Source organism: Amycolatopsis sp. lyj-346 (assembly GCF_046548975.1).
Taxonomy (GTDB): domain Bacteria; phylum Actinomycetota; class Actinomycetes; order Mycobacteriales; family Pseudonocardiaceae; genus Amycolatopsis.
In genome coordinates, this window is the sequence record NZ_JAJPWT010000004.1 from 16,421 (window position 1) to 41,938 (window position 25,518).

A 25,518-nucleotide genomic window follows, 5' to 3' on the forward strand; every position below is an offset into this window, starting at 1 on the left:
TGGGGCGCTGGGTCACGTGAAGGTGCCGTGGCGGCCTTCGCCGCCGGCGAAGCGGGCCGCGCCTTCGACCGCTTCCGCCGCCAGGACGCCGGTGCCCACGGCCGCGGCGAACTCCGCTGCCAGCGCGTCCTCTTCGGCCTCGCCCCACTGCGCCAGTGCCGAACGCCGGTCGCCGCGCAGGCAGGCCTGGGGGAACGCCGCCAGCTGCCGGGCCAGCTCCTGCGCCGCCGTCAGCGCTTCGCCCGCCGGGACCAGCCGGTTGGCCAGGCCGATCTCGAAGGCCTCGGTGGCCTCGACCGGCCGTCCGGTGAGGATCAGGTCCATCGCCCGCGACTGGCCGATCAGGCGTGGCAGCCGCACCGTCCCGCCGTCGATCAGCGGGACGCCCCAGCGGCGGCAGAACACGCCGAACACCGCCGTGGCGTCCGCGACCCGCAGATCGCACCACAGGGCCAGCTCGAGCCCGCCCGCGACGGCGGGCCCGGAGACCGCCGCGATCACCGGCTTGCCGAGGGTCATCCGGGTGGGCCCCATCGGGCCGTCCCCGTCCGGGTGGGTGCGGTTCACCCGGCCGGTGCCGATGGCCTTGAGATCGGCACCCGCGCAGAACGCGCCGCCGGCTCCGGTCAGCACCGCGACGGCCGCGTCCGGGTCGGCGTCGAAGGCGCGGAAGGCGTCGGCCAGCTCCGCCGCCGTCGGCCCGTCGACGGCGTTGCGCGCCGCCGGCCGGTCGATGGTGATCGTCGTCACCGCGCCGTCCCGCCGCACCAGCACGTTCCGGGACATCGCCGCTCCTGGGTCGATCGAGGTGTCTTCCGTACCCGCCTTCCCTACAGTATTGGGGTGGCCACTCCCAGGACGGGGACGGCGAGCCGGGGAGGAAGCGCATGTCGGGTGGCGTGAAGAAGATTCTCATCGTGGGTGTGGTCGCGCTCGTGCTCTTCCTGCTCATCACCCAGCCCACCCAGTCCGCCGACTTCGTGCACCGCGTGCTCGGCTGGTTGAAGGACGGCGCCGAAGCGATCGTCACGTTCTTCCGGGCGCTCTTCTCCTGACCCGGTGCTTCTCCGTACCGGTACCGCCACGGGCGGTGCCGATGACTACCCTGCGTGTTAACGGACGGTAAATCACTCCGTGTCACCAATCCCGGATTCCGGGCCCCAACGCTCGACCATCCGGGTGGATTGCGGTCGAAAACACGCAGGTCGTCGAATTCGTGGCACCCGGGGTCTGGCGAAGGTGACCACCCCGGCCCTACGGTGCTCACATTGCGTGATCGGGTGGTTCGCCATCCCCCCGGAGAACCCCGGTACGCAGGCAGTTTCCACTCAGCAAGGTGCAGGTTGGTGCGTGCGGCACCGCCGCGTGGGACAGGCGTCAGGCCCTGTCCGTCGGGGACCTACAAGGAGGCAGGGATGACCGGAGATCCCGGAGTGGACGCGTTGATCCGGCAGTGGGCCGCCGAGCGCGGGAGGACTCCCGAGGAGCAGGAGGTCGACCGCATCGCGTCCGCGTGGCTGGCCGACGCCCCCGCGCAGGCTCCGGGTATTCCCGGCCAGCGTGCCCGGACCGGGCAGTCGCGGTTCGTCCCGGTGGAGTCGGCCGATCCCGGCTACCTCGCCGCGATGCGCAGCCGGCTGCCGGAGGTGCCCGAAGAGCTCCTCACCGCCGCCGCGGGCTGGTGGCAGATGGTCGGCGGCGTCGCCGAGGCCGAGGAGTGGTGGGACGCCGGCATCAGCCCGCTCGACCAGCGGGCCCTCGACTACCGGGCGGCCGGGCTCGCGCCGTCCGACCTGAGCCGTCGGCTCGGGCCGATGACCGTCCTGCAGCACCTGCGCCGCGGCAGTGCCCCGGCGTGGTGCGTGGCGCGGCTCGCGCGGCAGCAGAAGTCCGCCTGACGAGACGTTTTCCACTCGGCCGGGTGACCCGGTGTGGTGGGACGATCGGAAGGGCCCGCGTAACGCTAACCTGCGCGGGCTCGTTGACCGTTCGTCGACACCACGCTGGAGGACCGGAGTTTCGTGCGCACCAGGACCGGAAAGACCGAGGACGACCCGATCGGCCCCAGCGCCGAAGAAGCCGCCCCCGCCGCACCGGCACCGCGCTCTCCGGGCGTGGCCGTGCTCACCCGGCTGCTCGTGGTCCTCGCCGTGCTGGCCGTGGCCGGCGGCGGGATTTGGCTCGTCACCCGCGCCGCGACGCCGGCGGCGAGCCCGACCACGACCGAAATCCCCGCCCTCCAGGTCCAGGCGGCCGACGTCCGGCCGGGCTCGGTCGCCCCGGCCGGTGGAGCGGTGGCGGGCGGGGCCGAGCAGCAGACGAGCCCGCAGCAGGCCCGCCCGCGTGAGACGGGCCCGGCGACGCTTTCCCAGTGGGCGGCCCAGGTCGCCGCGGCCACCGGCGTCCCGGCGCGCGCCCTGCAGGCGTACGGCAACGCGGAGCTGGCGATGCGCGCGGACCAGCCGGGCTGCAAGATCTCCTGGGCCACGCTCGCGGGCATCGGCCGCATCGAGTCCAACCACGGCCAGTACGCGGGTGCGGTCCTCGGCGCCGACGGCCGCCCGTCCAAGCCGATCATCGGCGTCCCGTTGGACGGCTCGGCCGGGGTCAAGGCCATCGGCGACACGGACGGCGGCCGCTACGACGGCGACACCGGGGTGGACCGGGCGGTGGGCCCGATGCAGTTCATCCCGGGAACGTGGCGCAAGTGGGCCTCGGACGGCAACGGCGACGGCCTCGGCGACCCGCAGCAGATCGACGACGCGGCCCTGGCGGCGGCGCGGTACCTGTGCGCGGGCGGGCGGGACATGGCCGGCCCGAGCGGGTGGTGGGCGGGGATCCTGTCGTACAACAACTCGACGGAGTACGCGCAGAAGGTGTTCGGTCTGGCGGACGGGTACGCCAAGGCCGCGCAGGCGGCGCGCAAGCAGAGCTGAGGGCCGGGCCAGCGCGCCGTCTCCCAGCCGGTCAGTGCTAGCGTCGGAGCGTGCCAGCTTCCCCGCCACCGGCCGCCTCCCCGTGGGGACGGCGGCTCGCGATCGTCGCGACCTGCCTGGTGAGCCTGCTCGTCTGCTGCGGGCTCGCCTGGTGGCAGTGGGACCGCTTCACCTCCGCCAACGGCACCTTCCAGAACCTCGGCTACGTCCTGCAGTGGCCGCTGTTCGGGCTCTTCCCCGCCTTCATGTTCTGGCGGATCCGCAAGCTCAACCAAAAGGCCGCGGCCGAGCCCGAAACCCCGGTGGAAGCGAAGCCCGAGGTGCCCGCTCCCCGTCCCCGCCCCGACGCCGTTCAGGCGCCGCTGACGGACGAGGACGAGGAGCTGGCCGCCTACAACCGTTACCTGCGCGAGCTGAACGCCCGCGACCAGCAGGCCGCAGAGTGAGGACGACGACCCGATGAGCACCAGCACCGAAGGCGCCAGGACAGCCGTGCCGCTCGCCGGCCCCCTGGCCCGGTTCCGCACCGCCGCCTACGTCACCGGTGTCGGCCTGCTCGGCCTGTGCTTCGTGATGGTGCTGCGGTACGGCTTCGGCAACGCGACGCCGTCGGCGGTCTACTCGCCGATCCACGGCGTCCTCTACATGATCTACCTGGCGCTGACCATCGACCTGGCGATCAAGGCCCGCTGGTCGATCAAGGGCACGGTGCTCGTGCTGCTGGCCGGCTGCGTCCCGTTCGTCTCGTTCCTCGTCGAGCGCCGGGTGACGCACAAGGTCAAGGCCGGGCAGAAGCTGTAACCGCGGCCTGGCGGCGGAAGGTCAGCGCCACCAGCACCGTGCAGGCCGCGAACACCGCGGCCGTGGCGAACGCCGCCGTCATGCCGTCGACCGTCAGCTGTGGCCCGGTGGTGCCTGCCGCGGCCGCCGAGCGGGTCGCCGAGCCGAACACCGTCACCAGCACGGCCAGCCCGAGTGTGCTGCCGACCTGCTGCATCGTCTGGAGCACACCGCCCGCGGCCCCCGCGTCCTCGCTCGGCACGGTGGCCATCACGATCACGTTGAGCGGCGCGAACGACAGCCCGCCGCCGAGTCCCATCAGCAGCAGCGGCCCGAGCAGTGCCGGGAAGTACGTGCTTTCGGTGGTGAGCAGCGCGAGCCAGCCGACGCCGGTGACCATCAGGATCGAGCCGGTGAAGGCCAGCGGCTTCGGCCCGTAGCGGGGGAGCAGCCGCGGCACGAGCCGGCTCATCGTGAAGATCAGCACCGCCATCGGGAGGAAGGCGAACCCGGTCGCGAGCGCGGCGAAGTGCCGGATGTCCTGCATGAACTGGGTGAGGAAGAAGAACATCGACATCATCGCCATCGGCCCGAGGAAGAAGTTGACGTAGGCCGCGCTGCGGTTGCGGTCGGCGAACAGCCGCAGCGGCACCAGTGGCAGCGCGGCGCGGGCTTCGATGGCGACGAACCCGGCGAGCAGCACCAGGCCGGCGCCGAGCGAGCCGAGCGTCACCGCGTTGCCCCAGCCGCCGGACGCCGCGTGGGTGAAGGCGAACACCAGCGCGCCGACGCCGAGGGTGCCGGTGACCGCGCCGGGCAGGTCCAGGTGCGCCCGGCGGCGTTCGGGTTCGGCCACGAACCGCGGGGCGAGCAGCGCGATCGCCAGGCCGAACGGGACGTTGATGAACAACGCGGCGCGCCACGAGATCCATTCGGTGAGCAGGCCGCCGACGATCAGGCCGATCGCGAAGCCGCCGCTGGACATCGCGGAGAACAGCGCCAGTGCGCGGACGCGGGCCTTGGGCTCGGTGAACGTCGTCGTGACCAGCGCCAGGGTGCTCGGACCCGCCATGGCGGCGCCGACGCCCTGCAGGACGCGGGCGACGATGAGCAGCGTGGCCGAGTCGGCGAGGCCGCCGGCCAGGGAGGCGAGGGTGAACACGACGGTGCCCGCGACGAACATGCGCCGCCGTCCGAACAGGTCGCCCGCCCGGCCGCCGAGCAGCAGCAGGCCGCCGAAGACCAGGCTGTAGGCGGTCATCACCCAGGACAGGCCGGTGGCGGAGAAGCCGAGGTCGGACTGGATGCGCGGCAGGGCCACGTTCATGACGGTCGCGTCGAGGACGAGCATGAGCTGGCAGGTGAGGATGATCGCGAGGACCAGCCCGCGGTGCCTGCGTGACGCCGGGGTGGGCGCACGGTCGAGCGTCTGTTGTGCCAAGAGATACTCCCCCGAGGAGCAAGAGAAGAAGCGGAGATGTTCTCCACTTGGGTGTGATCCGATAATATGGAGAGCGTCTCCGGATGCGCAAGTGAATTCGGAGAATCTCTCCGGTTAAGTGGCGAGGAGGCCGGGATGCCGGGTGCGGACTCGGAGCGTCCGATGCGCGCGGACGCCAAGCGCAACTACGAACGCATCGTCGCGACGGCGAAGGACCTCTTCACCACCCAGGGCGCCGACGTGCCGCTGGACGACATAGCCAAGACGGCCGGCGTCGGCGCGGGCACGCTCTACCGGCACTTCCCGACGCGGGAGAAGCTGTTCGAAGCGGTCTACCGCGAAGAGATCACGGTGCTCGCCGACCGCGCGTTCGTCCTGCACGAGGAACTGCCGCCGTGGGAGGCCCTCGAGGCGTGGCTGCTCGGGCAGGTGACGTGGGTGGTCGAACGGCACAAGCTCGCGACGATCCTCAAGGAGTCGATCGACGCCGGCTCGGAGACCTTCCAGTACTGCCAGAAGCGGCTGCGCGAAGCGACGGGCGTGCTCGTCGAAGCGGCGCAGGAAGCCGGCCTGGTCCGGCCGGACGTCGTCGGCGCGGACGTCCTCCGCCTCGGCCACGGTGCCGGGATGGCCGTCCGCAACTGCAGCCCGGAGGACGGCAAGCGCGTGCTGAACGTGATCCTGGACGGCCTGCGCCGCTGACGGCGGTCAGGAGCCGATGCCGGTCATCGAGCGGACTTCCATCTCCGCTTGCATCCGGGCGTCCGCCTTCGGCCGGCCCACCAGCGTCCCGACGAAGCCGCACAGGAACGAGAACGGGATCGACACCAGGCCCGGGTTCTTGAGCGGGAACCAGGCGAAGTCGATGCTCCTGAAGATCGAGTCCGGGGCGCCCGAGACGACCGGCGAGAACAGCACCAGCAGCAGGCACGCGATCAGGCCGCCGTACATGCCCCACAGCGTGCCGGTGGTGTTGAACCGCTTCCAGAACAGCGAGTACAGCAGCGTCGACAGGTTGGCCGACGCCGCCACCGCGAACGCCAGCGCCACCAGGAACGCGACGTTCTGCCCGTTCGCCAGCACCCCGCCGGCGATCGCCAGCACGCCCACCACGATCGCGGTCAGCCGCGCCACCCGGACCTCGTCCGCCGGCTCGGCCTTGCCGCGCTTGAAGATGTTGGCGTAGACGTCGTGGGCGAACGACGCCGACGCGGTGATCGTCAGCCCGGCCACCACCGCGAGGATGGTCGCGAACGCCACCGCGGCGATCACGCCCAGCAGCAGGGTCCCGCCGATGTGCAGCGCCAGCAACGGCGCCGCCGAATTCTCCCCGCCCGGGGCGGCCTTGATCTCGTCCGCGCCGACCAGCGCGGCCGCGCCGAAGCCGATCACCAGCGTGCACGCGTAGAAGATGAGCATGCACACCGTGGCCCAGACCACCGAACGGCGCGCTTCCAGGGAGTTCGGCACCGTGTAGAAGCGCATCAGCAGGTGGGGCAGCGAAGACAGGCCGAGCACCAGTGCCAGCGCGAGCGACACGAAGTCGAGCTTGGTGGTGTCGTCCTTGCCGTAGGAGCCGCCCGGTTCCAGGAGGCGCTCGCCGAGCGGGCTCTTCTCGGTCGCGGCGGAGAGCAGGTTCGAGAAGCTGAAGCCGTACTTCCCGAGCAGGAACACCGCGATCAGCACCACGGCCAGCATCAGCACGCCGGCCTTGATGATCTGCACCCACGTGGTGCCCTTCATCCCGCCGACCAGGACGTACAGGACCATGACCAGGCCGACCACGCCGATGATCAGCGCCTGCCCGAGCCGGGTGTGGATGTCGAGCAGCAGGGCGACCAGGCCGCCGGCGCCCGCCATCTGCGCCAGCATGTAGAAGAAGGAGATCACCAGGGTCGACGTCGCCGCCGCGGCCCGGACGGGCCGCGGCTTCATCCGGAAGCTGAGGACGTCGCCCATCGTGAACCGGCCGGTGTTGCGGGTCAGCTCGGCGATCAGCAGCAGGTCGACCAGCCAGGCGACCAGGAAGCCGATGGAGTAGAGGAAGCCGTCGTAGCCGTGGACGGCGATCGCGCCGGCGATGCCGAGGAAGGACGCCGCCGAGAGGAAGTCGCCGGAGAGCGCGATGCCGTTCTGGCGGCCGGTGAAGGCACTGCCCGCGGCGTAGTAGTCCGACGTCGAGGAGTTCCGGCTGCCGGCCCGGTAGACGACGTACAGGGTGATCGCCACGAACAGGGCGAACACGGCGGTGTTGACGACGGGGTCGCTGGCGGCCAGCCCACCCGCGGCGAGTGCGGTCATCGGCGCTTCTCTTCCGTCAGGCCCGCGCGCGCCCGCAGCTCGGCGACCCGCGGGTCGAGCTGCCGGCGTGCGTAGCGCAGGTAGAGCCAGGTGATCAGCGCGGTGCTGACGAACTGGCCGAGGCCGAGCAGGATGGCGACGTTGACCTGGCCGAACACCTTGCGGCTCATGAAGTCGTGCGCGTACGCGGCCAGCAGCACGTACGTCATGTACCAGGCGAAGAAGACGAAGCTCAGCGGGAAGACGAACCCGCGGAACCGGCGGCGCAGCGAGACGAATTCCGGGCTGGCCTGGATCGCGGTGTAGTCGGGGCCCGCGGGCGCGGCGGTCCGGTGGGGCGGGACTCCGGCCGGGCCGGGCCCGGCGGGCAGGACCGGGATCCGGCTCGTCTCCTCGAGGGCGTTGCCCGGCGCGGGCCGCGCTACGTCGTACATGGTGCCTCCGGCGGGGTGCCTCCGTGGCGGCGGGCCCCGGGGCGCCTGCGGGCAGGGCGCCGGGCCGCCCTTGCGGACTGCGGGGGCACATCGTAACTACGCCATCTGGCGGCCGCTGAAGGCGGCCGGACCGTCCGGTCGGTCCGGGAGGCGGTATTCGTTTTCCTGTCGACGGCGTCGAATGGGTGACCGGGGACAACCCGGCGACAACCCGGTGACAACGCGGTGTGAAGAACGACCGGAATGTCGAAAAGAATTGTGACCGGACGTTGCCGGGACTGCACCGCGCTGAGGCGAACGGGCTAACGGTGCTGGTCGTTCCGGCAACACAGTTACGGAAAGTAGCAAACTCTGGCACTTGATAGTGCCCGCGGGTGGCGTCGAGGGCGGCGCGAAGGTTAAGATCCACTGGTCAGGGCCGGGTTTCGAAAGAAATCACCGGGTCGGGGCAGGTGGCTGCGCAACGCCACAACATCGGGCACATCTTGAGACTTGACCCACCCGTTGGTGGTACGGAGTGTAGATCGACCGAGGGAAGCTGCTACCCTGCCTGGGCTAATCGGGTGACGGCCGGATGCGCCCGGTCCACGCATCCGGTAACCGGAATTCCCTCTTCGGGAGTGGTGCAGCGGAATGTTTTGGCCAGTGTCCGGTCGCGAAAGCACTTTTCGCAGGTCAGGGCCCGAACGGGGAACGCAATTGACCGGCCCGGCATCGGGGGTACGATTCCTGGGCCCAGCTGACCGCAGCGATCGATTGGCGCCGATAAAGTTGATCTCGATCACCGTGCACAACGCAACTTGCGACGTGCACGTGCATAGTCCCGGGCGGCAGGGCCCCGGGCGCGGGACGAGGCGGTGCCTGCCCGGCGACGGGCGCGCGGACGGCGGGGCGGCCGGGGACGAGCGAGGGCGCCGGGGAAGCGGCAGGGCAAGGACGGCACGGCCGTCCGGCGGCCCGCCGCGAGCCGGGACGCCCCGCCGCCGACGCGGATCCATGACGCCGGACAGGGAGTCACTCACGTGACCGTTGCAGGAGAAGGTCAGGTGCCCGTGGGGGAACTGCTCGGCCGAGCGCCCCGGCGGTCGAAGGGCAAGGCCGTGTGGCGGGCGCTCGTGCAGTGGCGCGACTGGAGCCTGCCCGTCAAGCTTTCGGCCGTCACGGTCGTGCCCATCGTCCTCGCGCTCGTGCTGGGCGTCGCGACGATCGCCGCACAGGTCGGCCGCTCGGACGAGTACCAGCGGCTCGACCGGCTCGTCGGGCTCGGCGGCGGGGTGCGCACCCTCACCGCCGCCCTCCAGCAGGAGCGCACGGTCACGGCGGCGATGCTGACCGAAGGCACCGTCGGCGGCACCCCCGAGCTGGCCGCGGCGCGCAAGGCCACCGACGCCGCGACCGGCCCGTTCACCGCGGAGCAGACCCGTGCCGCCGCAGTCGAGCCCGGCGTGTCCGGCGCCGCGGGCGCGGCGTCGGCGCAGGTCGGCAACCTCGCCTTCCTGCGCCGCCAGGTCGACGGCGGCCAGCTCAACCCGAGCCAGGCCATCACGGCGTACTCCGCCCTCACCGGGTCGCTCATCAGCCTCGACACCGCGGCCACCGCGGGCGCCGGCGACGGCACCCTCGGCGGCCTGCCCGCCGGGCTGCACGAACTGCTGGTCGCCGGTGAGCAGGTCTCGGTCAGCCAGGCCCTCGTCTCCTACGGCATCGGCCGAGGGGGGCTGACGCCGAGCGAGCTGGCCACCCTGCGCGCCGCCGAGCTGCGGCTCGCCGACCGGCTCGTCGACTTCCGCTCCGCGGCGGGCGACGCGCTGCAGCGCGACTTCGCCGGGATCGCCGAAGGCACCCAGGCGCAGAGCCGGGCTCGCATGGTCGAGACCGTGCTGAACGCGCAGAGCAGCGTGGTGGACGACGCCTTCCGCGCGTTGTCCGCCGCGGACTGGAACGCCGCCTCCGCGGGGATGCGCGCGCAGATCGGCGGGATCGCCGACCGGCTCGGCGCGTCGGCGGCGCAGACCGCGGCGGACCTGGTCGACGAGTCCAGCAGCGGAGCCGGCCTGCTCGCGGTGCTGCTGTTCGCCGCGATGGTGCTGGCCGTCGCGGTCGTCTTCCTCATCACCCGCCAGCTGCTGCGTTCGCTGAAGGTGCTGCGCCGCAGCGCCCTCGACGTCGCCGAGACCGCGCTGCCGGAGGCGGTCCGCAACATCCAGGAGGGCCGCGCGCAGGGCACCGACGTCCGGCCGGTCCCGGTGCACACCGACGACGAGGTCGGGGAGGTGGCGCGGGCCTTCGACAAGGTGCACCACCAGGCCCTGCGGCTGGCGACCGAGCAGGCCGCGATGCGGACCGGCTACGGCAGCGTCTTCGTCAACCTGTCCCGGCGCAGCCAGAGCCTGGTGCAACGGCAGCTGCAGCTGATCGAGCAGCTCGAGCGGGACGAGGAGGACGCCGACCAGCTGGCGACCCTGTTCCAGCTCGACCACCTCGCCACCCGGATGCGGCGCAACAACGAGAACCTGATGGTGCTCTCGGGCGCCGAGCCGGGCCGCCGGTCCGGGAAGCCGGTCGGCACCACCGACATGCTCCGCGCCGCGGTCTCGGAAATCGAGCAGTACCAGCGTGTTCAGGTGCAGCCGCCGCCCCCGGCCCGGATCGTCGGCTACGCCGCGAGCGACCTGATGCGCCTGGTCGCCGAGCTGCTGGACAACGCCACGGCGTTCTCCGCGCCGGAGACCACGGTGACCGTGGCCTCGCGGCTGGGCGAGCACGGCGCGCTCGAGATCGACATCCTCGACAAGGGCATCGGCATGAACGAGGCCGAGGTCGCCGAGGCGAACACCCGGCTGACCGAGGCCGGTTCGGTCGACCTGGTGACGTCGCGCCGGATGGGCCTGTTCGTCGTCGGCCGGCTGGCCAGCAGGCACCGGATCGGGGTGACGCTCCACGGCGGCAGGGACATCGTCGGCGTCCGCGCGACGGTCATGGTCCCGCCGGAGCTGGTGATGCCGGTGACCGACGGTCCGCCGACCGGCCCGATCGGCGCCCTGCAGCAGCACCCGGCGAGCCCGGCGGCGGGCAACCGGCTGCCGCGCCGCCCGGTCAACGGCGCCGCCCGCCCGCGGCCGGTGGTGCCGCAGCAGCCGGCGATGGGCGAGGAGCGGTGGCCGTCGGCGAGCGACCTCGCCGGGCTGTCCGGCGTCCGCCCGCCGTCGGACCTGGAGATCTCCGGGACGGCGCTGTTCGCCCCGATCGAGAAGGACGGCGACGTCCCGCCGCAGCACCCGGCCCTGCCGCAGGTGCCCGCGGTGCTGCCGGTACCGCAGGCACCGCCGCCGCCGCGGGGCGACGACCTGCCGGCGGGCAAGGACCTGTTCACGGCCAACGAGACGACGCTCAGCGACTGGTGGCAGGAGGCGACCGCGGGGCAGGAGCCGCCCCCGCCGGCCCCGGCACCGGACCGTTCGGAGACGACGCCGATCTTCGACGAGATGCTGTCGGCGTGGTTCCGCGAGGACAAGCCGGCCGCGGAGGAGGAACCGGCCGCTTCCCCGGAAGTGCCGCCGGAGGAGCGCCGCAGCTGGGACTTCGCGAGCGACGAGAACTTCCGCACGGTCCAGGAGGTGACGAGGGCCGAGCCGACGGCGTTCACGGAGGCGGGTCTCCCGCGCCGCCGCCGCGGCGAGCAGCTCCTCCCGGGCAGCGCCATCCCGCCGATCCCGGCGGCCCCGAGCCCGGCCACGGCCCGCCCGGACCTCCCGGTCCGCGACCCGGCGGACGTCCGCGGCCGCTTGAGCAGTTTCCAGCAGGGCGTGTCCCGCGGCCGCCGCCAGACCCGCCAGGCCGCGGCCCAGCGATCCCGCCCGGCCCAGCAGGCACCGGGCACCACGGCAACGCCGCCGGTGCAGGGGCTGGGCACGGCCCAGTCCGCAGCCGAGGCGTCACGGCCGACGCCCGGGGCGCCTGGGGTCTCCGGGGCGGCTGGGGTGCCTGGGGTGCAGGCGCCGGCCGAACAGACCACGCCGCAGGCGGTGAGCCCGGCGGCCCAGACCGCGCCGGAGACGGCGGGGCAGCAGCCCACCTCGCCGGCGACGGGCTCGCCGGACGCGCCGACGCCCAGTGCGCCACCGCAGCCGGGCGCCGCCGAGCAAGCGGTTTCGCAGGAGCCGGACTCGGAGCAAGCCACAGCTCAGCCCGGCACAGCTCAGCAGGCGGGGGTCGCCTCGCAGGCAGCGGGAGCCGCCACGTCCCAGCCCGGCGCAGCTGAGCAGGCTCTGGGAGCTGGCTCGCAGGCATTCGGGGGTGTTGCGCCTCAGTCTGGTGCTGCTGAGCAGGGTCGCGGAGCGGCCTCGCAGGCGCCGGGGGGCGCCGCACCTCAGCCCGGTGCAGCTGAGCAGGGTTCGGGAGCTGGCTCGCAGGCATTCGGGGGCGTTGCATCTCAGTCCGGCGCAGCTCAGCAGGGACCCGTGGCCGCCTCGCAGGCATTCGGAGGTGCCGCATCTCAGTCTGGTGCTGCTGAGCAGGGTCCCGGACCGGCCTCACAGGCGCTCGGAGGCGCGACGTCCCAGCCCGGCGCAGCTGAGCAGGCTCCCGGAGCCGCCTCGCAGGCGCCGGGGGGCGCCGCACCTCAGCCCGGCACAGCTCAGCAGGCCCCCGCTGCCGCCTCGCAGCCACCCGCGGCCACCCCGGAGCCGGACGCGTCCCGGCAACCCGGCGAGACACCCCCGTCCGGTCACCGGCCCCCCGCGGGCGGGGCGCTGCCCAGCCGGCGGCCGGCCGCGTCCGGGTCGGCGTCGGGGACCCTGCCGCAGCCCGGCGGGCGGTACCCGAACGTCTTCCAGGAATCCGGGCAGCTGCCGGTCGCGGGCGGCCGTCCCGCCGGTCCGCCGTCCTCGCTTCCCAGCCGGAAGTCGCCGGAAACCCCCGCTCCGCGCCGCGAAGAGACCGCCGTCGAAGCCACCGCCGAGTGGAACTTCGGCACGGACGACGGCTGGCGTGCGGTGCAAGCGGTGTCCCAGTCGACACCCTCCACCTTCACTTCGGCAGGATTGCCCCGGCGCCGTCGCGGGGAGCAGCTGCTCCCGGGCAGCGTCGGACCGTCCACCGGGGCCACGGCCCCCCGACCACAACGGGACGCACACGACGTGCGCGGCCGCCTGCGGAGTTTCCAGCAGGGCATCGAGCGCGGACGCCACCGCACCGCGCAGGCGGCCGAGACCAACCACGAGACCTTGGAGGGTGAATGACCTCGCCGAGTAGCGCTCAGCCGACGCAGAACCAGTTCGGCTGGCTGGTGAACGACTTCGCGGAGCGGGTGCCCGGCGTGGCCCACGCCGTGGTCGTCTCGGCGGACGGCTTGCTGCTGACCGCGTCGAACCGGCTCCCGCTCGACCGGGCCGACCAGCTCGCCGCGGTCGCTTCCGGGCTGGTCAGCCTCACCCAGGGCGCAGCCCGCTGCTTCGAAGCCGGCGCGGTCAACGAGACCGTCGTCGAGATGGAGCTGGGCATCATGGTGCTGATGTCGATCAGCGACGGCTCGTGCCTTGCCGTGCTCGCCGCCCCCAACTGCGACATCGGGCAGGTCGCCTACGAGATGACCATGCTCGTCGACCGGGTCGGCCAGATCCTCACCCCGGAGCTGCGCGCTCAGCTCCAGGGCTCCGGGGGGTCGCTGATCGGCGAACCGGTGGGATGATGGCGCGATGAGCACGGGGTCCGGATTCGACGGCGAACCACCCGGGGGGCACAGCCCCGCCGGGCGTGGGGACGACGGCACGTTCGCCGACGTCCTCAACGGGTTCACGCTGGATTCCGGCCGTGCCCGCCGGAAGCGCAAGAAGACCAAGGAGTCCCCGCAACCCCCGGCCGCCGGTGCGCACGCGGCCGCGGATCCGCCGGCGCCCGCGCCGTCGGCCGACCAAGGAGATCGTGTGACCTCTTTAGTCTCGCCACCCGGCAGTACCGACGGGGACAGCCCCAGGCCGGGTGGACTGTTCGACCCGGGGCCGCCCAGCGGCGAATTCGTCATGCCCGCGGTGTTCGAGCAGCCGCCCGCGCCCGAGGAGCTGACGGCGATCGTCCGGCCCTACGCGCTGACCGGTGGCCGCACCCGGGCGAACTACGCCCTGGAGCTGGAGACACTGATCTCCGCGAAGGACTACGCTGCCACCGGTGGCTTCCCCGAAGTGGCCGCGGAGCAGATCGAGTGCATCTCGATCATGGAAGAGTGCCGGACCCCCCGTTCGGTCGCCGAGATCGTGTCGGCGCTGCGGGTGCCTTTGGGCGTGGCCCGGGTGCTGATCAGCGACGCGGCGGACGCAGGGCTGGTCACGGTGCACAAGACGATTACGGGCAATGACGGCGCCGAGGCACATCTGGTGTTGATGGAAAGGGTTTTGAGTGGACTCCGTCGGCTTTAAGGCACCGCGGGACACCGCGCCCCCGACCATGACATCCGCCAAGATCGTGGTGGCTGGCGGCTTCGGTGCGGGGAAGACGACCTTCGTCGGGTCGGTGTCGGAGATCGTGCCGCTCACCACCGAGGCGATGATGACCGACGCGAGCGTCGGCGTCGACAACCTCGACCACACCCCGAACAAGTCCACGACCACGGTGGCGATGGACTTCGGCCGGGTGTCGCTGGACGCGGACCTGATCCTCTACCTGTTCGGCACGCCCGGGCAGCAGCGGTTCTGGTTCATGTGGGACGACCTGGTCCGCGGCGCGATCGGCGCGGTCGTGCTGGCCGACACGCGCCGGCTGGCCGACTCGTTCGCGCCGATCGACTTCTTCGAGGACCGGGGCCTGCCCTACATCGTCGGCGTCAACACGTTCGACGGCGTCCTGGAGCACGACATCAACGACGTCCGCGAGGCGCTGTCGATCGACCCGAACATCCCGATCGTCCGCTGCGACGCCCGGGATCGCGAGTCGACCAAGCAGACGCTGATCACGCTGGTCGAGTACGCCATGCGGCAGTGGATCGCGCTGCGGGCGGCCAACGCGCGCTGACGCGGGCGGCGCCCGAGGCCCGGGGCACGCCCGGGCCCGGAGGCGCCGCTCACGCGCGGCGGAAGCGCAGCAGCACGACCTGGCCGTCGAAGCTGCGCGATTCCGCCAGCTCCAGGCCGAGCCGCGCGGTGCCCTCGGCGAACGGGCGCTTGCCGCCGCCGAGGACGACCGGGTGCACGACCACCTGGTACTCGTCGATCAGGCCGCGCGCGGTGAGCTCGGCGGCCAGCTCCGCGCCGCCCATGAGCAGCAGGTCCCCGCCCGGTTCGGCCTTCAGGGACGCCACCGCTTCGGCCAGGTCGCCGCCGAAGACGCGGGTGTTCCAGTCCGCCTTCTCCAGCGTCCGCGAGAACACGACCTTCGGCGTCTCCCGCCAGACCGGCGCGAACGCGATGTCGTGCGGGTGGTCCGAGATCGACTCGGCGGACGGCCAGTACGCGGACATCATGTCCCAGACCTTCCGCCCGTAGGCGAACTCGCCGGCGCGCGCGCTCAGCTCCTGGGAGTAGGCCGACAGCTCCGGCCCCATGACCGGCCAGTCGAACTCGCCCCGGGGGCCCTCGACGTAGCCGTCGAGCGACGTGTGGACCAGATAGACGATCTCGCGCATTTCCATCTCCTCGGTTCGGGTCTGACACGAGGAGGTCGGAGCCGCGGACGCGGACCGGACACGCTCGCCGAAGATTTTTTCAGTACTCGTCGTGGCGGCGCCACCAGGCACCGGGACCGTCGTCGCCGCGGCTTTCCTCTTCCCACGCTTCCTGGCGGCCGAGCGGCGTCACGTCGAGGTAGCGGTGCGACGCGAGGAACATCTCGCCGCCGCGTCCGGAGGTGAAGTAGGTGCGGTAGACCCGGTCGCCGTCGCGCAGGAACACGCTGACGCCGAAGCCCGTGCCGACACCGCAGTCCTCGGTGAAGTCGCTGCCGTGCGCGGAGACCCACGGCACGTCCCAGCCCATGCGCGTCCGGTACTGCTCGATCTCGGCCAGGGTGGCGGGTGCGACGACCTTGAGCGTGACGTCGCGGGCGTGCAGGTGGGCCAGGTGCGGCAGGTTGTCGACGACCAGCGAGCAGCCGGGGCAGCCTGCCCGGTCGCCCGGGTGCAGCATGAAGTGGTAGACGATCAGCTGGCGGCGGCCGTCGAACAGGTCGAGCAGGCTCTTCGTCCCCTCGGCCGACTCGAACTCGTACGGCTTGGTGAAGGGGACCATCGGCAGCCGGCGGCGCTCGGCGGCGAGGTGGTCCGCCGCTTTCATGAGCTCCTTCTCCTTGACGAGCAGCGCGTCTCGCGCGGCCTGCCATTCCTCCGGCGAGACGACCTCGGGCAGGGCGTGGTGGGTGGCGGTCATCGGGCGTCCTTTCCTCGGATGAAGCGGGTCAGGTCTTCGAAGCTGGAGGTCCAGCCCTCGTCGTGGCCGTCGCGGTCGGCGGCGGTGGGGAAGCCGGTCTGGACGAAGGTCATCTCGGTCTTGCCGCCGACGTCGGCGAAGCCGATGGTCACGAGGGTCTCGGTGCGCAGGTCGCCTTCGGTGTCCCAGGCGAAGGTGAAGACGAGCCGTTCGGGGGCGGTGATCTCGCGGTAGACGCCGTGCATCCAGTGCTCGTCACCTTCGGGGGAGCGGATGCACGCCCGCCAGGCGCCGCCGGGCCGGGCGGCGAGGGTGACGGCGGAGCCGGTGTAGCCGTGCGGGCCGAGCCAGCTCGCCAGCCGGTCGGGGTCGGTCCACGCGGTGAAGACCAGCTCGCGCGGGGCGTCGAACACGCGGGTGATGGTGAGGTCAGGCATCGCCGGGGCCTCCGGTCAGGGTCCGCAGGTGCTCTTCGAGGCGGTCGAACCCGTCGTCCCAGAACCGGCGGTAGGTGGCGACCCAGTCGGCGACGTCTTCCAGGGGTCTGGCCTCCAGCCGGCAGGGCCGCCACTGGCGGGTGCGGCCGCGGGTGATCAGCCCGGCCTCTTCCAGGACCTTCAGGTGCCGGGACACCGCGGGCAGGCTCATCGGGAACGGCTCGGCGAGTTCGTTCACCGTCGCTTCGCCCGCCGACAGGCGCGCCAGGATGGCGCGCCGGGTCGGGTCGGCGAGGGCCGAGAACGTCCGGCTCAGCGTGTCGGTCATTTCACCATCCTGTTAATTAACGGACTCATTAAATATAGGGCCGACCTGGCGGATGTCAAGGTTCTGCCCGGCTGCCCTGAGATCCGCGTCACTGGTCCTCGGGTTTCAAATAGTAGGAAGCCAAAGTATTTTGGAAGGATGAGCAGTGAGCTGTACCGCCCCGCGCACCCCGTCCGGTTCGTCACGGCGTCGAGCCTCTTCGACGGCCACGACGCGTCGATCAACATCATGCGGCGGATCCTGCAGTCGCAGGGCGCGGAGGTCGTGCACCTCGGCCACAACCGGTCGGTCGACGAGGTGGCCACCGCGGCCATCGCCGAGGACGTCCAGGGTGTCGCCATCTCGGCTTACCAGGGCGGGCACGTCGAGTACTTCTCCTACCTGGTCGAGCTGCTGCGCGAGCGCGGCGCCGGCCACATCAAGGTCTTCGGCGGCGGGGGCGGGGTGATCGTGCGCGAGGAGATCGAGCTGCTGCACTCGCGTGGCGTCGCCCGCATCTTCTCGCCCGAGGACGGCTACGAGATGGGCCTGCCGGGCATGATCAACCTGATGATCAAGGCCTGCGACGTCGACCTTGCGGCCGAGGCCCCGTCGCTGGACAAGGTCCTCTCCGGGGACGTGGCCGCGCTCTCGCGGGTCATCACCCAGCTGCAGGCGGAACGGCTGCCCGGAGACCTGCTGGGCGGCCTCACCGAGGCCGCGGGCAAGCGCGAGGTGCCGGTGCTCGGCATCACCGGCACCGGCGGCTCGGGCAAGTCGTCGCTCACCGACGAGCTGATCCGCCGCTTCCGCCTCGACCAGGAGGACAAGCTGCGGATCGCGGTGCTCGCCGTCGACCCGTCACGGCGCAAGGGCGGCGGCGCGCTGCTCGGCGACCGCATCCGGATGAACTGCCTTGACGGCTCTCCGGTGTACTTCCGCTCGCTGGCCACGCGCACGACGTCCGGCGAGATCCCGGCCGGGCTGCGCGAGGCGATCCTGGCCTGCAAGGCGGCCGGGTTCGACCTGGTGATCGTCGAGACGCCGGGCATCGGCCAGGGCGACGCCGGGATCGTCGACTTCGTGGACGAGTCGCTGTACGTGATGACGCCGGAGTTCGGTGCCGCGTCGCAGCTGGAGAAGATCGACATGCTCGACTTCGCCGACGTCGTCGCGATCAACAAGTTCGAGCGCCGCGGCGCCGAGGACGCCCGCCGGGACGTCGCCCGCCAGCTGGTGCGCAACCGCGAGGCCTTCTCGCAGGGCCCGGACGACATGCCGGTGTTCGGCACGAGCGCGGCGAAGTTCAACGACGACGGCGTCACCGCGCTGTACCAGCACCTGCGCGGGATGCTCGCCGAGCGCGGCCTCGGCGTGTCCGCGGGGACGCTGCCGCAGGTCGAAGGCAAGGTCTCGACCGACGCGTCGACGATCATCCCGGGCAACCGGTCCCGCTACCTGGCCGAGATCTCGGAGACCGTGCGCGGCTACCACGCGAAGACCGAGCAGCAGGTCGCCGCGATCCGCAAGCGCGACGCGCTGGCCCTCGCCCGCGAGGAGCTGGCCAAGGTGGCCGCGTCGACCGCGGCGCTGGACGGCCTGCTCGCCGCGGCGGAGTCCGATGTGGACGGCGAGTCGACAAAGCTCCTCGCGCGGTTCCGCGAACTGGCCGAGGCGTACCGCCAGGACGAGCTGGTCGTGAAGATCCGCGACAAGGAGCTGCGCACGCAGCTGTGGCGCGACACGTTGTCCGGCAACCGGATCCCGCGCGTCGCCCTGCCGCGGTACGCCGAGTCCGGCGAGCTGCTGTCGTTCCTGCGCCGCGAGCACCTGCCGGGCTACTTCCCGTACACCGCGGGCGTCTTCCCGTTCAAGCGCGACGGGGAGGACCCGGCGCGGATGTTCGCCGGCGAGGGTGACGCGTTCCGCACCAACCGCCGCTTCAAGCTGCTGTCGGCCGACTCGGAGGCCAAGCGGCTGTCCACGGCGTTCGACTCGGTGACGCTCTACGGCCACGACCCCGGCACGCGCCCCGACATCTACGGCAAGGTCGGTACGTCCGGTGTGTCCATCGCGACGCTCGACGACATGAAGGTCCTCTACGACGGCTTCGACCTGACCGCGCCGAACACGTCGGTGTCGATGACCATCAACGGCCCGGCGCCGACGATCCTCGCCTTCTTCCTCAACACGGCGATCGACCAGAAGGCCGAGGCGTTCCGCGCCGAGCGCGGGCGCGAGCCGTCCGGCGCCGAAGCCGCCGAGCTGCGCGAGTGGGTGCTGCGCAACGTCCGGGGCACGGTGCAGGCCGACATCCTCAAGGAGGACCAGGGCCAGAACACCTGCATCTTCTCCACCGAGTTCAGCCTCCGGATGATGGCCGACATCCAGGAGTGGTTCATCGACCACGGCGTGCGGAACTTCTACTCGGTGTCGATCTCCGGCTACCACATCGCCGAGGCCGGGGCGAACCCGATCTCGCAGCTGGCGTTCACCCTGTCCAACGGCTTCACCTACGTCGAGTCGTACCTCGCGCGCGGGATGGACATCGACGACTTCGCGCCGAACCTGTCGTTCTTCTTCTCCAACGGCATGGACGCGGAGTACTCGGTGCTCGGCCGGGTGGCGCGCCGGATCTGGGCGGTGGCGATGCGCGAGCGCTACGGCGCGAACGAGCGGTCGCAGAAGCTGAAGTACCACGTGCAGACGTCCGGCCGGTCGCTGCACGCGCAGGAGATGAGCTTCAACGACATCCGCACCACGCTGCAGGCGCTCTGCGCGCTCTACGACAACGCGAACTCGTTGCACACCAACGCCTTCGACGAGGCGATCACGACGCCGTCGGAGTCGTCGGTGCGCCGCGCGATGGCCATCCAGATGATCATCAACAAGGAGTGGGGCCTGTCGAAGAACGAGAACCCGCTGCAGGGTTCGTTCGTCATCGACGAGCTGACCGACCTGGTCGAGGAGGCCGTGCTGGCCGAGTTCGACCGCATTTCGGAGCGCGGCGGCGTGCTCGGCGCGATGGAGACGGGCTACCAGCGCGGCAAGATCCAGGACGAGTCGATCCTCTACGAGCGCAAGAAGCACGACGGCTCGCTGCCGATCATCGGCGTCAACACGTTCCGCAACTCCCGCGAGGGCGAATCCGACGTCGAGGTCGAGCTGGCGCGGGCCACGGAGGACGAGAAGAAGTCCCAGCTGGACCGCCTCGCGGACTTCCAGCGCCGCCACCACGAGGAGGCCCAGCAGGCGCTGAAGGCCCTCCGCGAAGCGGCCACCCGCGGCGGCAACCTGTTCGAGGCGCTGATGGATGCCGCGCGGGTGTGCTCGCTCGGTCAGATCACGGAGGCGTTCTTCGAGGTCGGTGGCCAGTACCGGCGCAACGTCTAGCGGCGGGTGGCCTTCAGCTGCCAGACGGGGACCAGCACGCGGCCGTCGCCGTCGGTGTCCAGCCCGGTCAGGCTCGCCGGCGCCTTGCCGAGCACCACCTGGACGCTCTGCCGCAGCTCTTCCGCCGTCATCGACGTCGTGTAGACGGTCGGCTCGAGGCGTTCGATCGTCCAGTCCCTGCCGACGGTTTCCCGCAGGTTGGCCTCGCTGATCAGGTACGGCGCCGGGAAGCCCTCCGGGACTTCCTCGGAGAAGCAGAACAAGTGCAGCGTCGCGCCGGGCCGGGTCGCGCGGGTCAGCGCCGCCAGGTACGCATGGCGCTGGTCCTCGGACAGGCAGTGGTACAGGGCGCTGTCGAGGACCGTGTCGAAGCGGCCTTCGTAGCCTTCGAGCTTCGTGGCATCGGCCACCGCGAAGGTGACGTCCGGCGCGCGGGTGCGAGCCTGTTCGATCGCGGACGGCGCGCCGTCCACCCCGGTGACCCGCAGGCCCTGCGAGGCGAGGAACGCCGAGTTGTCGCCGAGGCCGCAGCCGATGTCGAGGATCTCGCCGGTGAACTCGCCGGCGTCGGCCAGTGCGACGACCGCGGGTTGCGGAGCGCCGAGGTCCCACGGCATCTTGCGGCCCATCGGGGTGGCGCCCTGGTACAGCTCTTCGAAGTCGACGTCCTGGACGTCCATGACTGCCCCTTATTCAACGTCTGATGAGATGACTCCATCCTGCACCGGCTGTCAACCCGGTGGTAGTCGTTGAGTATGAAATTCGGGATTTCGACGTTCGTGACCGACGAGGGCATCCGGCCCGACGTGCTGGGTGCCGCGCTGGAAGAACGCGGCTTCGACTCGCTGTTCCTGGCCGAGCACTCGCACATCCCGGTGAGCCGGGAAAGCCCGTACCCGGGCGGCGGCGACCTGCCGCGCGTGTACTACCGCACGCTCGACCCGTTCGTGGCGCTGACCGCCGCGGCGACCGCGACGTCGGAGCTGCTGCTCGGCACCGGGATCGCCCTGCTGATCCAGCGCGACCTGATCCACACGGCCAAGGAGGTCGCGTCACTGGACCTGATTTCCGACGGCCGCGCGCTGTTCGGTGTCGGCGTCGGCTGGAACCGGGAGGAAATGCGCAACCACGGCACCGATCCGAAGACGCGGGGCGCGCTGATCGACGAGCAGCTGGCCGCGCTCAAGGAGATCTGGACGAAGGACGAGGCCGAGTTCCACGGCGAGCACGTCGATCTCGATCCGATCTTCAGCTGGCCGAAGCCGGTGCAGAAGCCGCACGTCCCGATCTACATCGGCGGTGAGAGCGAAGCGGCCCTGAACCGCCTGGCCAAGTACGGCGACGGCTGGCTGCTCCGGGGCCACACGAAGTACCAGGAGGCGCAGCGCGTCCGCGGCTGGCTGGCCGACCAGGGCCGCGAAGACGTCCAGTTCGCGGTCTTCGGCGGCCCGACGACGCCGAAGGTCATCGACGGCTTCCGCGAGGCCGGCGTCGAGCGGTACACGTTCCTGCTGGACACGCTGCCGGAGGCCGAGACGCTCAAGGCGCTCGACGAGCTGGCCGAGGTGGCCGCGGCGCACCGCTGACGCCCGGCCACGGGCCGAGCTCCGGAACGTGGCCGGCGAGGCCGTCGCCGGTGGTCCGGCCGGACAGCCAGGCCGCCAGGTCGCGCACGGGCCCGGCGACCTCCGTGCCGCCGTCGCCCCAGCGGCGGTCGCCGGCCCGGACCGCGACGCCGTCGGGCAGGCGGCAGGCGAGGAAGCCCACCGCGTGGACGGCGAAGTCTTCGGGCCAGTCGGCCACGCCGATGCCGACGTCGAGGTCGACGCCGTGGATCCAGACCTCGCGCCAGCGCGCGAAGACCGTGCTGGACAGCTTGCCGTCGCGGTAGTCGACGTGCTGGTTCCAGTTCCGGACCCGTGCCCAGGCGTCTTCCAGGCGGACGGAGTGCCGGAGCAGGGCGCGCCGGTGCTCGTCGGCGGTGCGGCCCGCGGTCGCTTCGATGATGCCGTCCCGGTCGTGCGTCCGCGGATCGTAGAGCGGGACGAGCACGCCGAGCAGGGCGTGCTCGACCAGGTCGGCGAGTGCACGGCCGGCGTCGGTGACGTGGGCGAGCACGTGGCCGCGCGTCCAGCCGGGCAGCGGCGACGGCTCGCGGACCTGCTCGTCGGTCAGCCCGTCCAGCGTGCGGTGCAGCCGGCGGTGCGCTTCGGCGACCGCCGCCGTCGGGATCACTTGTCCAGCAGCAGGTGCACCGACAGTTCGAGGCGGTTGGCGACGTCGGCCGCCGAGGCGCGGCGGGTCACCCAGGCCACCAGGTTGGCCATCCAGACGTCCGCGACCACGTGGAAGATGTCGCGGTCGGCCTCGGTCGGCTCGGCGATGCCCATCGCCTTGGCGAACATGTTCTCCATCAGCCGCCCGACCTGCTCGACCTCGGCGGCGGCGGAGGTGTCGGCGAACATGAACGCCCGCACCATCGCCTCGGTCAGGTGCGGGTCGCGCTGCATCAGGCGCGTGTTGCGGCCGAGCACGAACATCAGCCGCTCGGCGGGCGTGTCGCCCGGGATGGCCTGGCGTTCCAGCTTCTCCTGGGCGCGCTCGAACTCGCGGGCCAGCCCGGAGACGAGCAGGTGGATCTTCGAGGGGAAGTACCGGTACAGCGTGCCGAGGGCGACGTCGGCCTTCTCGGCGACGGCGCGCATCTGGACGGCGTCGTAGCCGCCCTTCGAGGCGAGCGCGAGGGTGGCGTCGATGATCCGGCGGCGCCGGTCGCGCTGGGCGGCCGAGCCGAGCTCGTCCGCGCCGATCGCGCTCAGGCCGTTGCCGCGGGCCTTGGTCTTGCCTGGCATCGGCATTCCCCCGTCCTTGGGAACTTGTTCCAGTTCTCGACGTAGAGTACCTGTCCTGGCGCACCGATCGGCAGCTGACCCACTGGCCGGAAAACTATAACACGTTCTACACTCGCGAGTAGCGTCGCCGATCCGCTCACCGGTACTCGCCCCGCCGGGGCTGCCTGCCGGAACGGCGACGGACGACACAGCGTCGCCGATTCGCGAGGAGGCCCCATGCCGGTCGCGCTCACCGAGGAACAGACTGCGCTGGCCGAGGCGATTCACGCCTGGTCGGCGGCGCACCACCCGCGGGAGGCGGTGCGGGCGGCGGAAACGGGGGCCGGCGCGGGGATTCCCGCCGGCTTCGCCGCGCTCGGCCTGTTCGGTGTCGCGCTGCCCGCGGCGGTCGGCGGGGCCGACGGCAGTGTCGCCGACCTCGCCGCCGGGCTCGCCGCGGCGGCCGAAGAACTCGTTCCCGGGCCGGTGCTGGGCACCGCGCTCGCCGGGCTGCTGCTCGCCGAGGTGCCCGAAGCGAAGGAGCTGCTTCCGGCTCTGGCCGAGGGGACGGCCACGGCCGCGGTCCTGCTGGACGCGCCGTCGCTCGACGACGGCGTCACCGGGCCGGTGCCCGGCGTGGACGCCGGGACCTGGCTGCTGGTGCCGGTCGAAGGCGGTCACGTCCTGCTGGCGCCGGGCACGCCGGGGGTGCGGGTCGAGCCGCTGGACGCCTTCGACTTCTCGCGCCCGCTGGCGCGCATCCGGTTCTCGGGGGTCCGTGCCGACGTCCTCACCTTGCCGCCGGTCGGCTCGGCCGCGGCGACCCTGGCGGTGGCCGAGGCGGCGGGCGTGGCGCGGCGGTGCCTGACCGTCGCCGTCGAGTACGCCGGAGTCCGCGAGCAGTTCGGCAAGCCCATCGGGGCGTTCCAGGCGATCAAGCACCTGTGCGCCGAGATGCTCTGCCGCGCCGAAGCCGCCGAAGCGCTGGCCTGGGACGCGGCTTCCGGGCAGCACCCGCTGTCGGTGGCGAGCGCGGCCGTCGTCGCCCTCGACGCGGCCGTCGCCAACGCCAAGGACTGCATCCAGGTGCTCGGCGGGATCGGGTTCACCTGGGAGCACGACGCGCACCTGTACCTGCGCCGGGCCGTGGCCCTGCGGCAGTGGCTCGGCGGGTCGTGGCGGCGGCGGGCGGCGGCGCTGGCGCTCTCCGGGACCGAGCGCACGCTGGGCGTCGACGTCGGTGCCGATCCCGCGCTGCGGGACGAGGCCGCGCGGATCGCCGCGCTGCCGCCCGGTGATCAGCGGGTCGCCTTGGCCGACGCGGGTCTGCTGGCACCGCACTGGCCGGCGCCGTACGGCCGGGGTGCGGGTGCCGCGGAGCAGCTGCGGATCGACGCCGCCTTGAGCGCCGCCGGGGTCCGCCGTCCGGACCTGGTGATCGGCGCGTGGGCGGTGCCGACGATCCTCGAGCACGGCAGCGACGAGCAGTGCGCCCGGTTCGCCCGGCCCACCCTGCGTGGCGAGATCACCTGGTGCCAGCTGTTCAGCGAGCCGGGCGCCGGGTCGGACCTGGCGGCGCTGCGGACGGTGGCCCGGCGCGTCGACGGCGGCTGGCGGCTGTCCGGGCAGAAGGTGTGGACGTCGCTGGCCCGCGAAGCCGACTGGGGCATCTGCCTGGCCCGCACCGACCCGGCCGTGCCCAAGCACAAGGGCATCACGTACTTCCTGGTCGACATGCGCGCCGACGGCATCACGACGCGGCCACTGCGTGAGATCACCGGCGAGGCGGTGTTCAACGAGGTGTTCCTCGACGACGTGTTCGTACCGGACGCCGACGTCGTCGGCCCGCCGGGTGGTGGCTGGCGGCTGGCGCGCACGACACTGGCCAACGAGCGGGTGGCCATCGGCAGCGGTTCGGCGGTCGGCGAGAGCGTGCAGACGTTGGTGTCCACAGTGGACGCCGCGGCGCTGGACGACGTCGCGCTGGACCGGCTCGGCGTGCTGGTGGCGGACGGGGTCGCGGGCTCGGTGCTGGACCTGCGGGCGGCCCTTCGCCGGCTGGAAGGGCAGGACCCGGGCGCGGAGTCGAGCGTCCGGAAGCTGCTCGGCGTGCAGCACCGGCAGGACGCGGCGGAGTTCGCGCTGGCGCTGGCCGGCTCGGGCGCACTGCTCGCCGACGGCGCGCCCCAGCACGAATTCCTGGTGACCCGCTGCCTTTCCATCGCGGGCGGCACCACGCAGGTCCTGCGTTCCCTCACCGCCGAACGCCTGCTGGGCCTGCCCCGCGGCTGATGCCCCGCCCGG

At 72.0% G+C, this 25,518-nt stretch carries 24 protein-coding genes; 13 read left to right on the forward strand and 11 right to left on the reverse strand.

Features of this window, described 5'->3' with window-relative positions; genetic code table 11:
- Positions 1–12 precede the first annotated feature (12 nt).
- Positions 13–786 carry a crotonase/enoyl-CoA hydratase family protein gene (locus ACLJQE_RS15050; protein WP_410639823.1) on the reverse strand — a complete coding sequence of 258 codons (774 nt, stop codon included), beginning with the start codon at positions 784–786 and terminating at the stop codon, positions 13–15.
- A 113-nt stretch (positions 787–899) separates the two neighbouring features.
- On the opposite strand from ACLJQE_RS15050, the gene ACLJQE_RS15055 reads away from it, so the two are divergent.
- The 5 genes from ACLJQE_RS15055 (at position 900) to ACLJQE_RS15075 (ending at position 3,737) form a co-directional block, all read left to right on the forward strand.
- Positions 900–1,055 (forward strand): hypothetical protein, encoded by a 156-nt coding sequence (locus ACLJQE_RS15055; protein ID WP_176742160.1) that lies wholly within the window; start codon positions 900–902, stop codon positions 1,053–1,055.
- Between the two features lie 360 nt (positions 1,056–1,415).
- A complete protein-coding gene (locus tag ACLJQE_RS15060; RefSeq protein ID WP_410639825.1) occupies positions 1,416–1,898 on the forward strand; it encodes a helix-turn-helix transcriptional regulator in 483 nt (160 codons plus the stop codon).
- A gap of 123 nt (positions 1,899–2,021) precedes the next feature.
- Positions 2,022–2,936, forward strand: a complete 915-nt coding sequence (locus ACLJQE_RS15065; protein WP_410639826.1) for a lytic transglycosylase domain-containing protein — start codon at positions 2,022–2,024, stop codon at positions 2,934–2,936.
- Positions 2,937–2,986: 50 nt separating this feature from the next.
- Positions 2,987–3,382 carry a hypothetical protein gene (locus ACLJQE_RS15070; RefSeq protein ID WP_410639827.1) on the forward strand — a complete coding sequence of 132 codons (396 nt, stop codon included), beginning with the start codon at positions 2,987–2,989 and terminating at the stop codon, positions 3,380–3,382.
- 13 nt (positions 3,383–3,395) lie between these two features.
- Positions 3,396–3,737 (forward strand): DUF3817 domain-containing protein, encoded by a 342-nt coding sequence (locus ACLJQE_RS15075; RefSeq protein ID WP_410639828.1) that lies wholly within the window; start codon positions 3,396–3,398, stop codon positions 3,735–3,737.
- On the opposite strand, the gene ACLJQE_RS15080 is transcribed toward ACLJQE_RS15075, so the two are convergent.
- Positions 3,715–5,157 (reverse strand): MFS transporter, encoded by a 1,443-nt coding sequence (locus ACLJQE_RS15080; protein WP_410639830.1) that lies wholly within the window; start codon positions 5,155–5,157, stop codon positions 3,715–3,717. The genes ACLJQE_RS15075 and ACLJQE_RS15080 overlap by 23 nt on opposite strands.
- Positions 5,158–5,292: 135 nt before the next feature.
- On the opposite strand from ACLJQE_RS15080, the gene ACLJQE_RS15085 reads away from it, so the two are divergent.
- Entirely contained in the window at positions 5,293–5,859 is a 567-nt protein-coding gene (locus tag ACLJQE_RS15085) for a TetR/AcrR family transcriptional regulator (RefSeq protein WP_410639831.1), read from the forward strand.
- Positions 5,860–5,865: 6 nt separating this feature from the next.
- Here the strand turns inward: ACLJQE_RS15085 and ACLJQE_RS15090 are convergent, their stop codons facing one another.
- Together ACLJQE_RS15090 and ACLJQE_RS15095 are read right to left on the reverse strand one after the other, a co-directional pair.
- A complete protein-coding gene (locus tag ACLJQE_RS15090; RefSeq protein WP_410639832.1) occupies positions 5,866–7,458 on the reverse strand; it encodes a cation acetate symporter in 1,593 nt (530 codons plus the stop codon).
- The gene (locus tag ACLJQE_RS15095; RefSeq protein ID WP_410639833.1) at positions 7,455–7,892 is read right to left on the reverse strand and encodes a DUF485 domain-containing protein; all 438 of its coding nucleotides are present in this window, start codon (positions 7,890–7,892) and stop codon (positions 7,455–7,457) included. Before ACLJQE_RS15095 ends, ACLJQE_RS15090 begins: the two co-directional genes overlap by 4 nt.
- Positions 7,893–8,938: 1,046 nt before the next feature.
- On the opposite strand from ACLJQE_RS15095, the gene ACLJQE_RS15100 reads away from it, so the two are divergent.
- Genes ACLJQE_RS15100 through ACLJQE_RS15115 form a run of 4 tightly spaced genes read left to right on the forward strand, consistent with a single transcriptional unit; the run spans position 8,939 to position 14,897 of the window.
- A complete protein-coding gene (locus ACLJQE_RS15100) occupies positions 8,939–13,132 on the forward strand; it encodes a nitrate- and nitrite sensing domain-containing protein (RefSeq protein ID WP_410640305.1) in 4,194 nt (1,397 codons plus the stop codon).
- A complete protein-coding gene (locus tag ACLJQE_RS15105) occupies positions 13,129–13,581 on the forward strand; it encodes a roadblock/LC7 domain-containing protein (RefSeq protein WP_004561253.1) in 453 nt (150 codons plus the stop codon). Before ACLJQE_RS15100 ends, ACLJQE_RS15105 begins: the two co-directional genes overlap by 4 nt.
- 7 nt (positions 13,582–13,588) lie before the next feature.
- Positions 13,589–14,305, forward strand: a complete 717-nt coding sequence (locus tag ACLJQE_RS15110) for a DUF742 domain-containing protein (protein WP_410639834.1) — start codon at positions 13,589–13,591, stop codon at positions 14,303–14,305.
- Between the two features lie 28 nt (positions 14,306–14,333).
- Entirely contained in the window at positions 14,334–14,897 is a 564-nt protein-coding gene (locus ACLJQE_RS15115; protein WP_013224365.1) for a GTP-binding protein, read from the forward strand.
- Between the two features lie 49 nt (positions 14,898–14,946).
- Here ACLJQE_RS15115 and ACLJQE_RS15120 read toward each other — a convergent pair whose 3' ends face one another.
- From ACLJQE_RS15120 to ACLJQE_RS15135, 4 genes are all read right to left on the reverse strand, one after another.
- Positions 14,947–15,507, reverse strand: a complete 561-nt coding sequence (locus ACLJQE_RS15120) for a dihydrofolate reductase family protein (RefSeq protein WP_410639835.1) — start codon at positions 15,505–15,507, stop codon at positions 14,947–14,949.
- Between the two features lie 79 nt (positions 15,508–15,586).
- Positions 15,587–16,246 carry a DUF899 domain-containing protein gene (locus ACLJQE_RS15125; protein WP_410639836.1) on the reverse strand — a complete coding sequence of 220 codons (660 nt, stop codon included), beginning with the start codon at positions 16,244–16,246 and terminating at the stop codon, positions 15,587–15,589.
- Complete coding sequence (locus tag ACLJQE_RS15130; protein ID WP_410639837.1) at positions 16,243–16,683, reverse strand: SRPBCC family protein; 441 nt, start codon at positions 16,681–16,683, stop codon at positions 16,243–16,245. Before ACLJQE_RS15130 ends, ACLJQE_RS15125 begins: the two co-directional genes overlap by 4 nt.
- A complete protein-coding gene (locus tag ACLJQE_RS15135) occupies positions 16,676–17,011 on the reverse strand; it encodes an ArsR/SmtB family transcription factor (protein WP_410639838.1) in 336 nt (111 codons plus the stop codon). Before ACLJQE_RS15135 ends, ACLJQE_RS15130 begins: the two co-directional genes overlap by 8 nt.
- A gap of 138 nt (positions 17,012–17,149) precedes the next feature.
- Here ACLJQE_RS15135 and icmF point away from each other — a divergent pair, with 138 nt between their 5' ends.
- Entirely contained in the window at positions 17,150–20,383 is a 3,234-nt protein-coding gene (gene icmF, locus ACLJQE_RS15140; protein ID WP_410639839.1) for a fused isobutyryl-CoA mutase/GTPase IcmF, read from the forward strand.
- Here icmF and ACLJQE_RS15145 read toward each other — a convergent pair.
- Positions 20,380–21,063, reverse strand: a complete 684-nt coding sequence (locus ACLJQE_RS15145) for a class I SAM-dependent methyltransferase (RefSeq protein ID WP_410639840.1) — start codon at positions 21,061–21,063, stop codon at positions 20,380–20,382. The two genes, icmF and ACLJQE_RS15145, sit on opposite strands and share 4 nt — an antisense overlap.
- 75 nt (positions 21,064–21,138) lie before the next feature.
- On the opposite strand from ACLJQE_RS15145, the gene ACLJQE_RS15150 reads away from it, so the two are divergent.
- Positions 21,139–21,969 carry an LLM class F420-dependent oxidoreductase gene (locus tag ACLJQE_RS15150; RefSeq protein ID WP_410639841.1) on the forward strand — a complete coding sequence of 277 codons (831 nt, stop codon included), beginning with the start codon at positions 21,139–21,141 and terminating at the stop codon, positions 21,967–21,969.
- On the opposite strand, the gene ACLJQE_RS15155 is transcribed toward ACLJQE_RS15150, so the two are convergent.
- Both ACLJQE_RS15155 and kstR read right to left on the reverse strand, forming a co-directional pair.
- A complete protein-coding gene (locus tag ACLJQE_RS15155; protein ID WP_410639842.1) occupies positions 21,923–22,618 on the reverse strand; it encodes a maleylpyruvate isomerase family mycothiol-dependent enzyme in 696 nt (231 codons plus the stop codon). The genes ACLJQE_RS15150 and ACLJQE_RS15155 overlap by 47 nt on opposite strands.
- Positions 22,615–23,241 (reverse strand): cholesterol catabolism transcriptional regulator KstR, encoded by a 627-nt coding sequence (gene kstR / locus ACLJQE_RS15160; protein WP_013224372.1) that lies wholly within the window; start codon positions 23,239–23,241, stop codon positions 22,615–22,617. The genes ACLJQE_RS15155 and kstR overlap by 4 nt, the downstream gene beginning before the upstream one ends.
- A gap of 210 nt (positions 23,242–23,451) precedes the next feature.
- On the opposite strand from kstR, the gene ACLJQE_RS15165 reads away from it, so the two are divergent.
- Positions 23,452–25,506, forward strand: coding sequence for an acyl-CoA dehydrogenase family protein (locus tag ACLJQE_RS15165; protein WP_410639843.1), 2,055 nt, complete (start codon positions 23,452–23,454; stop codon positions 25,504–25,506).
- Positions 25,507–25,518 lie beyond the last annotated feature (12 nt).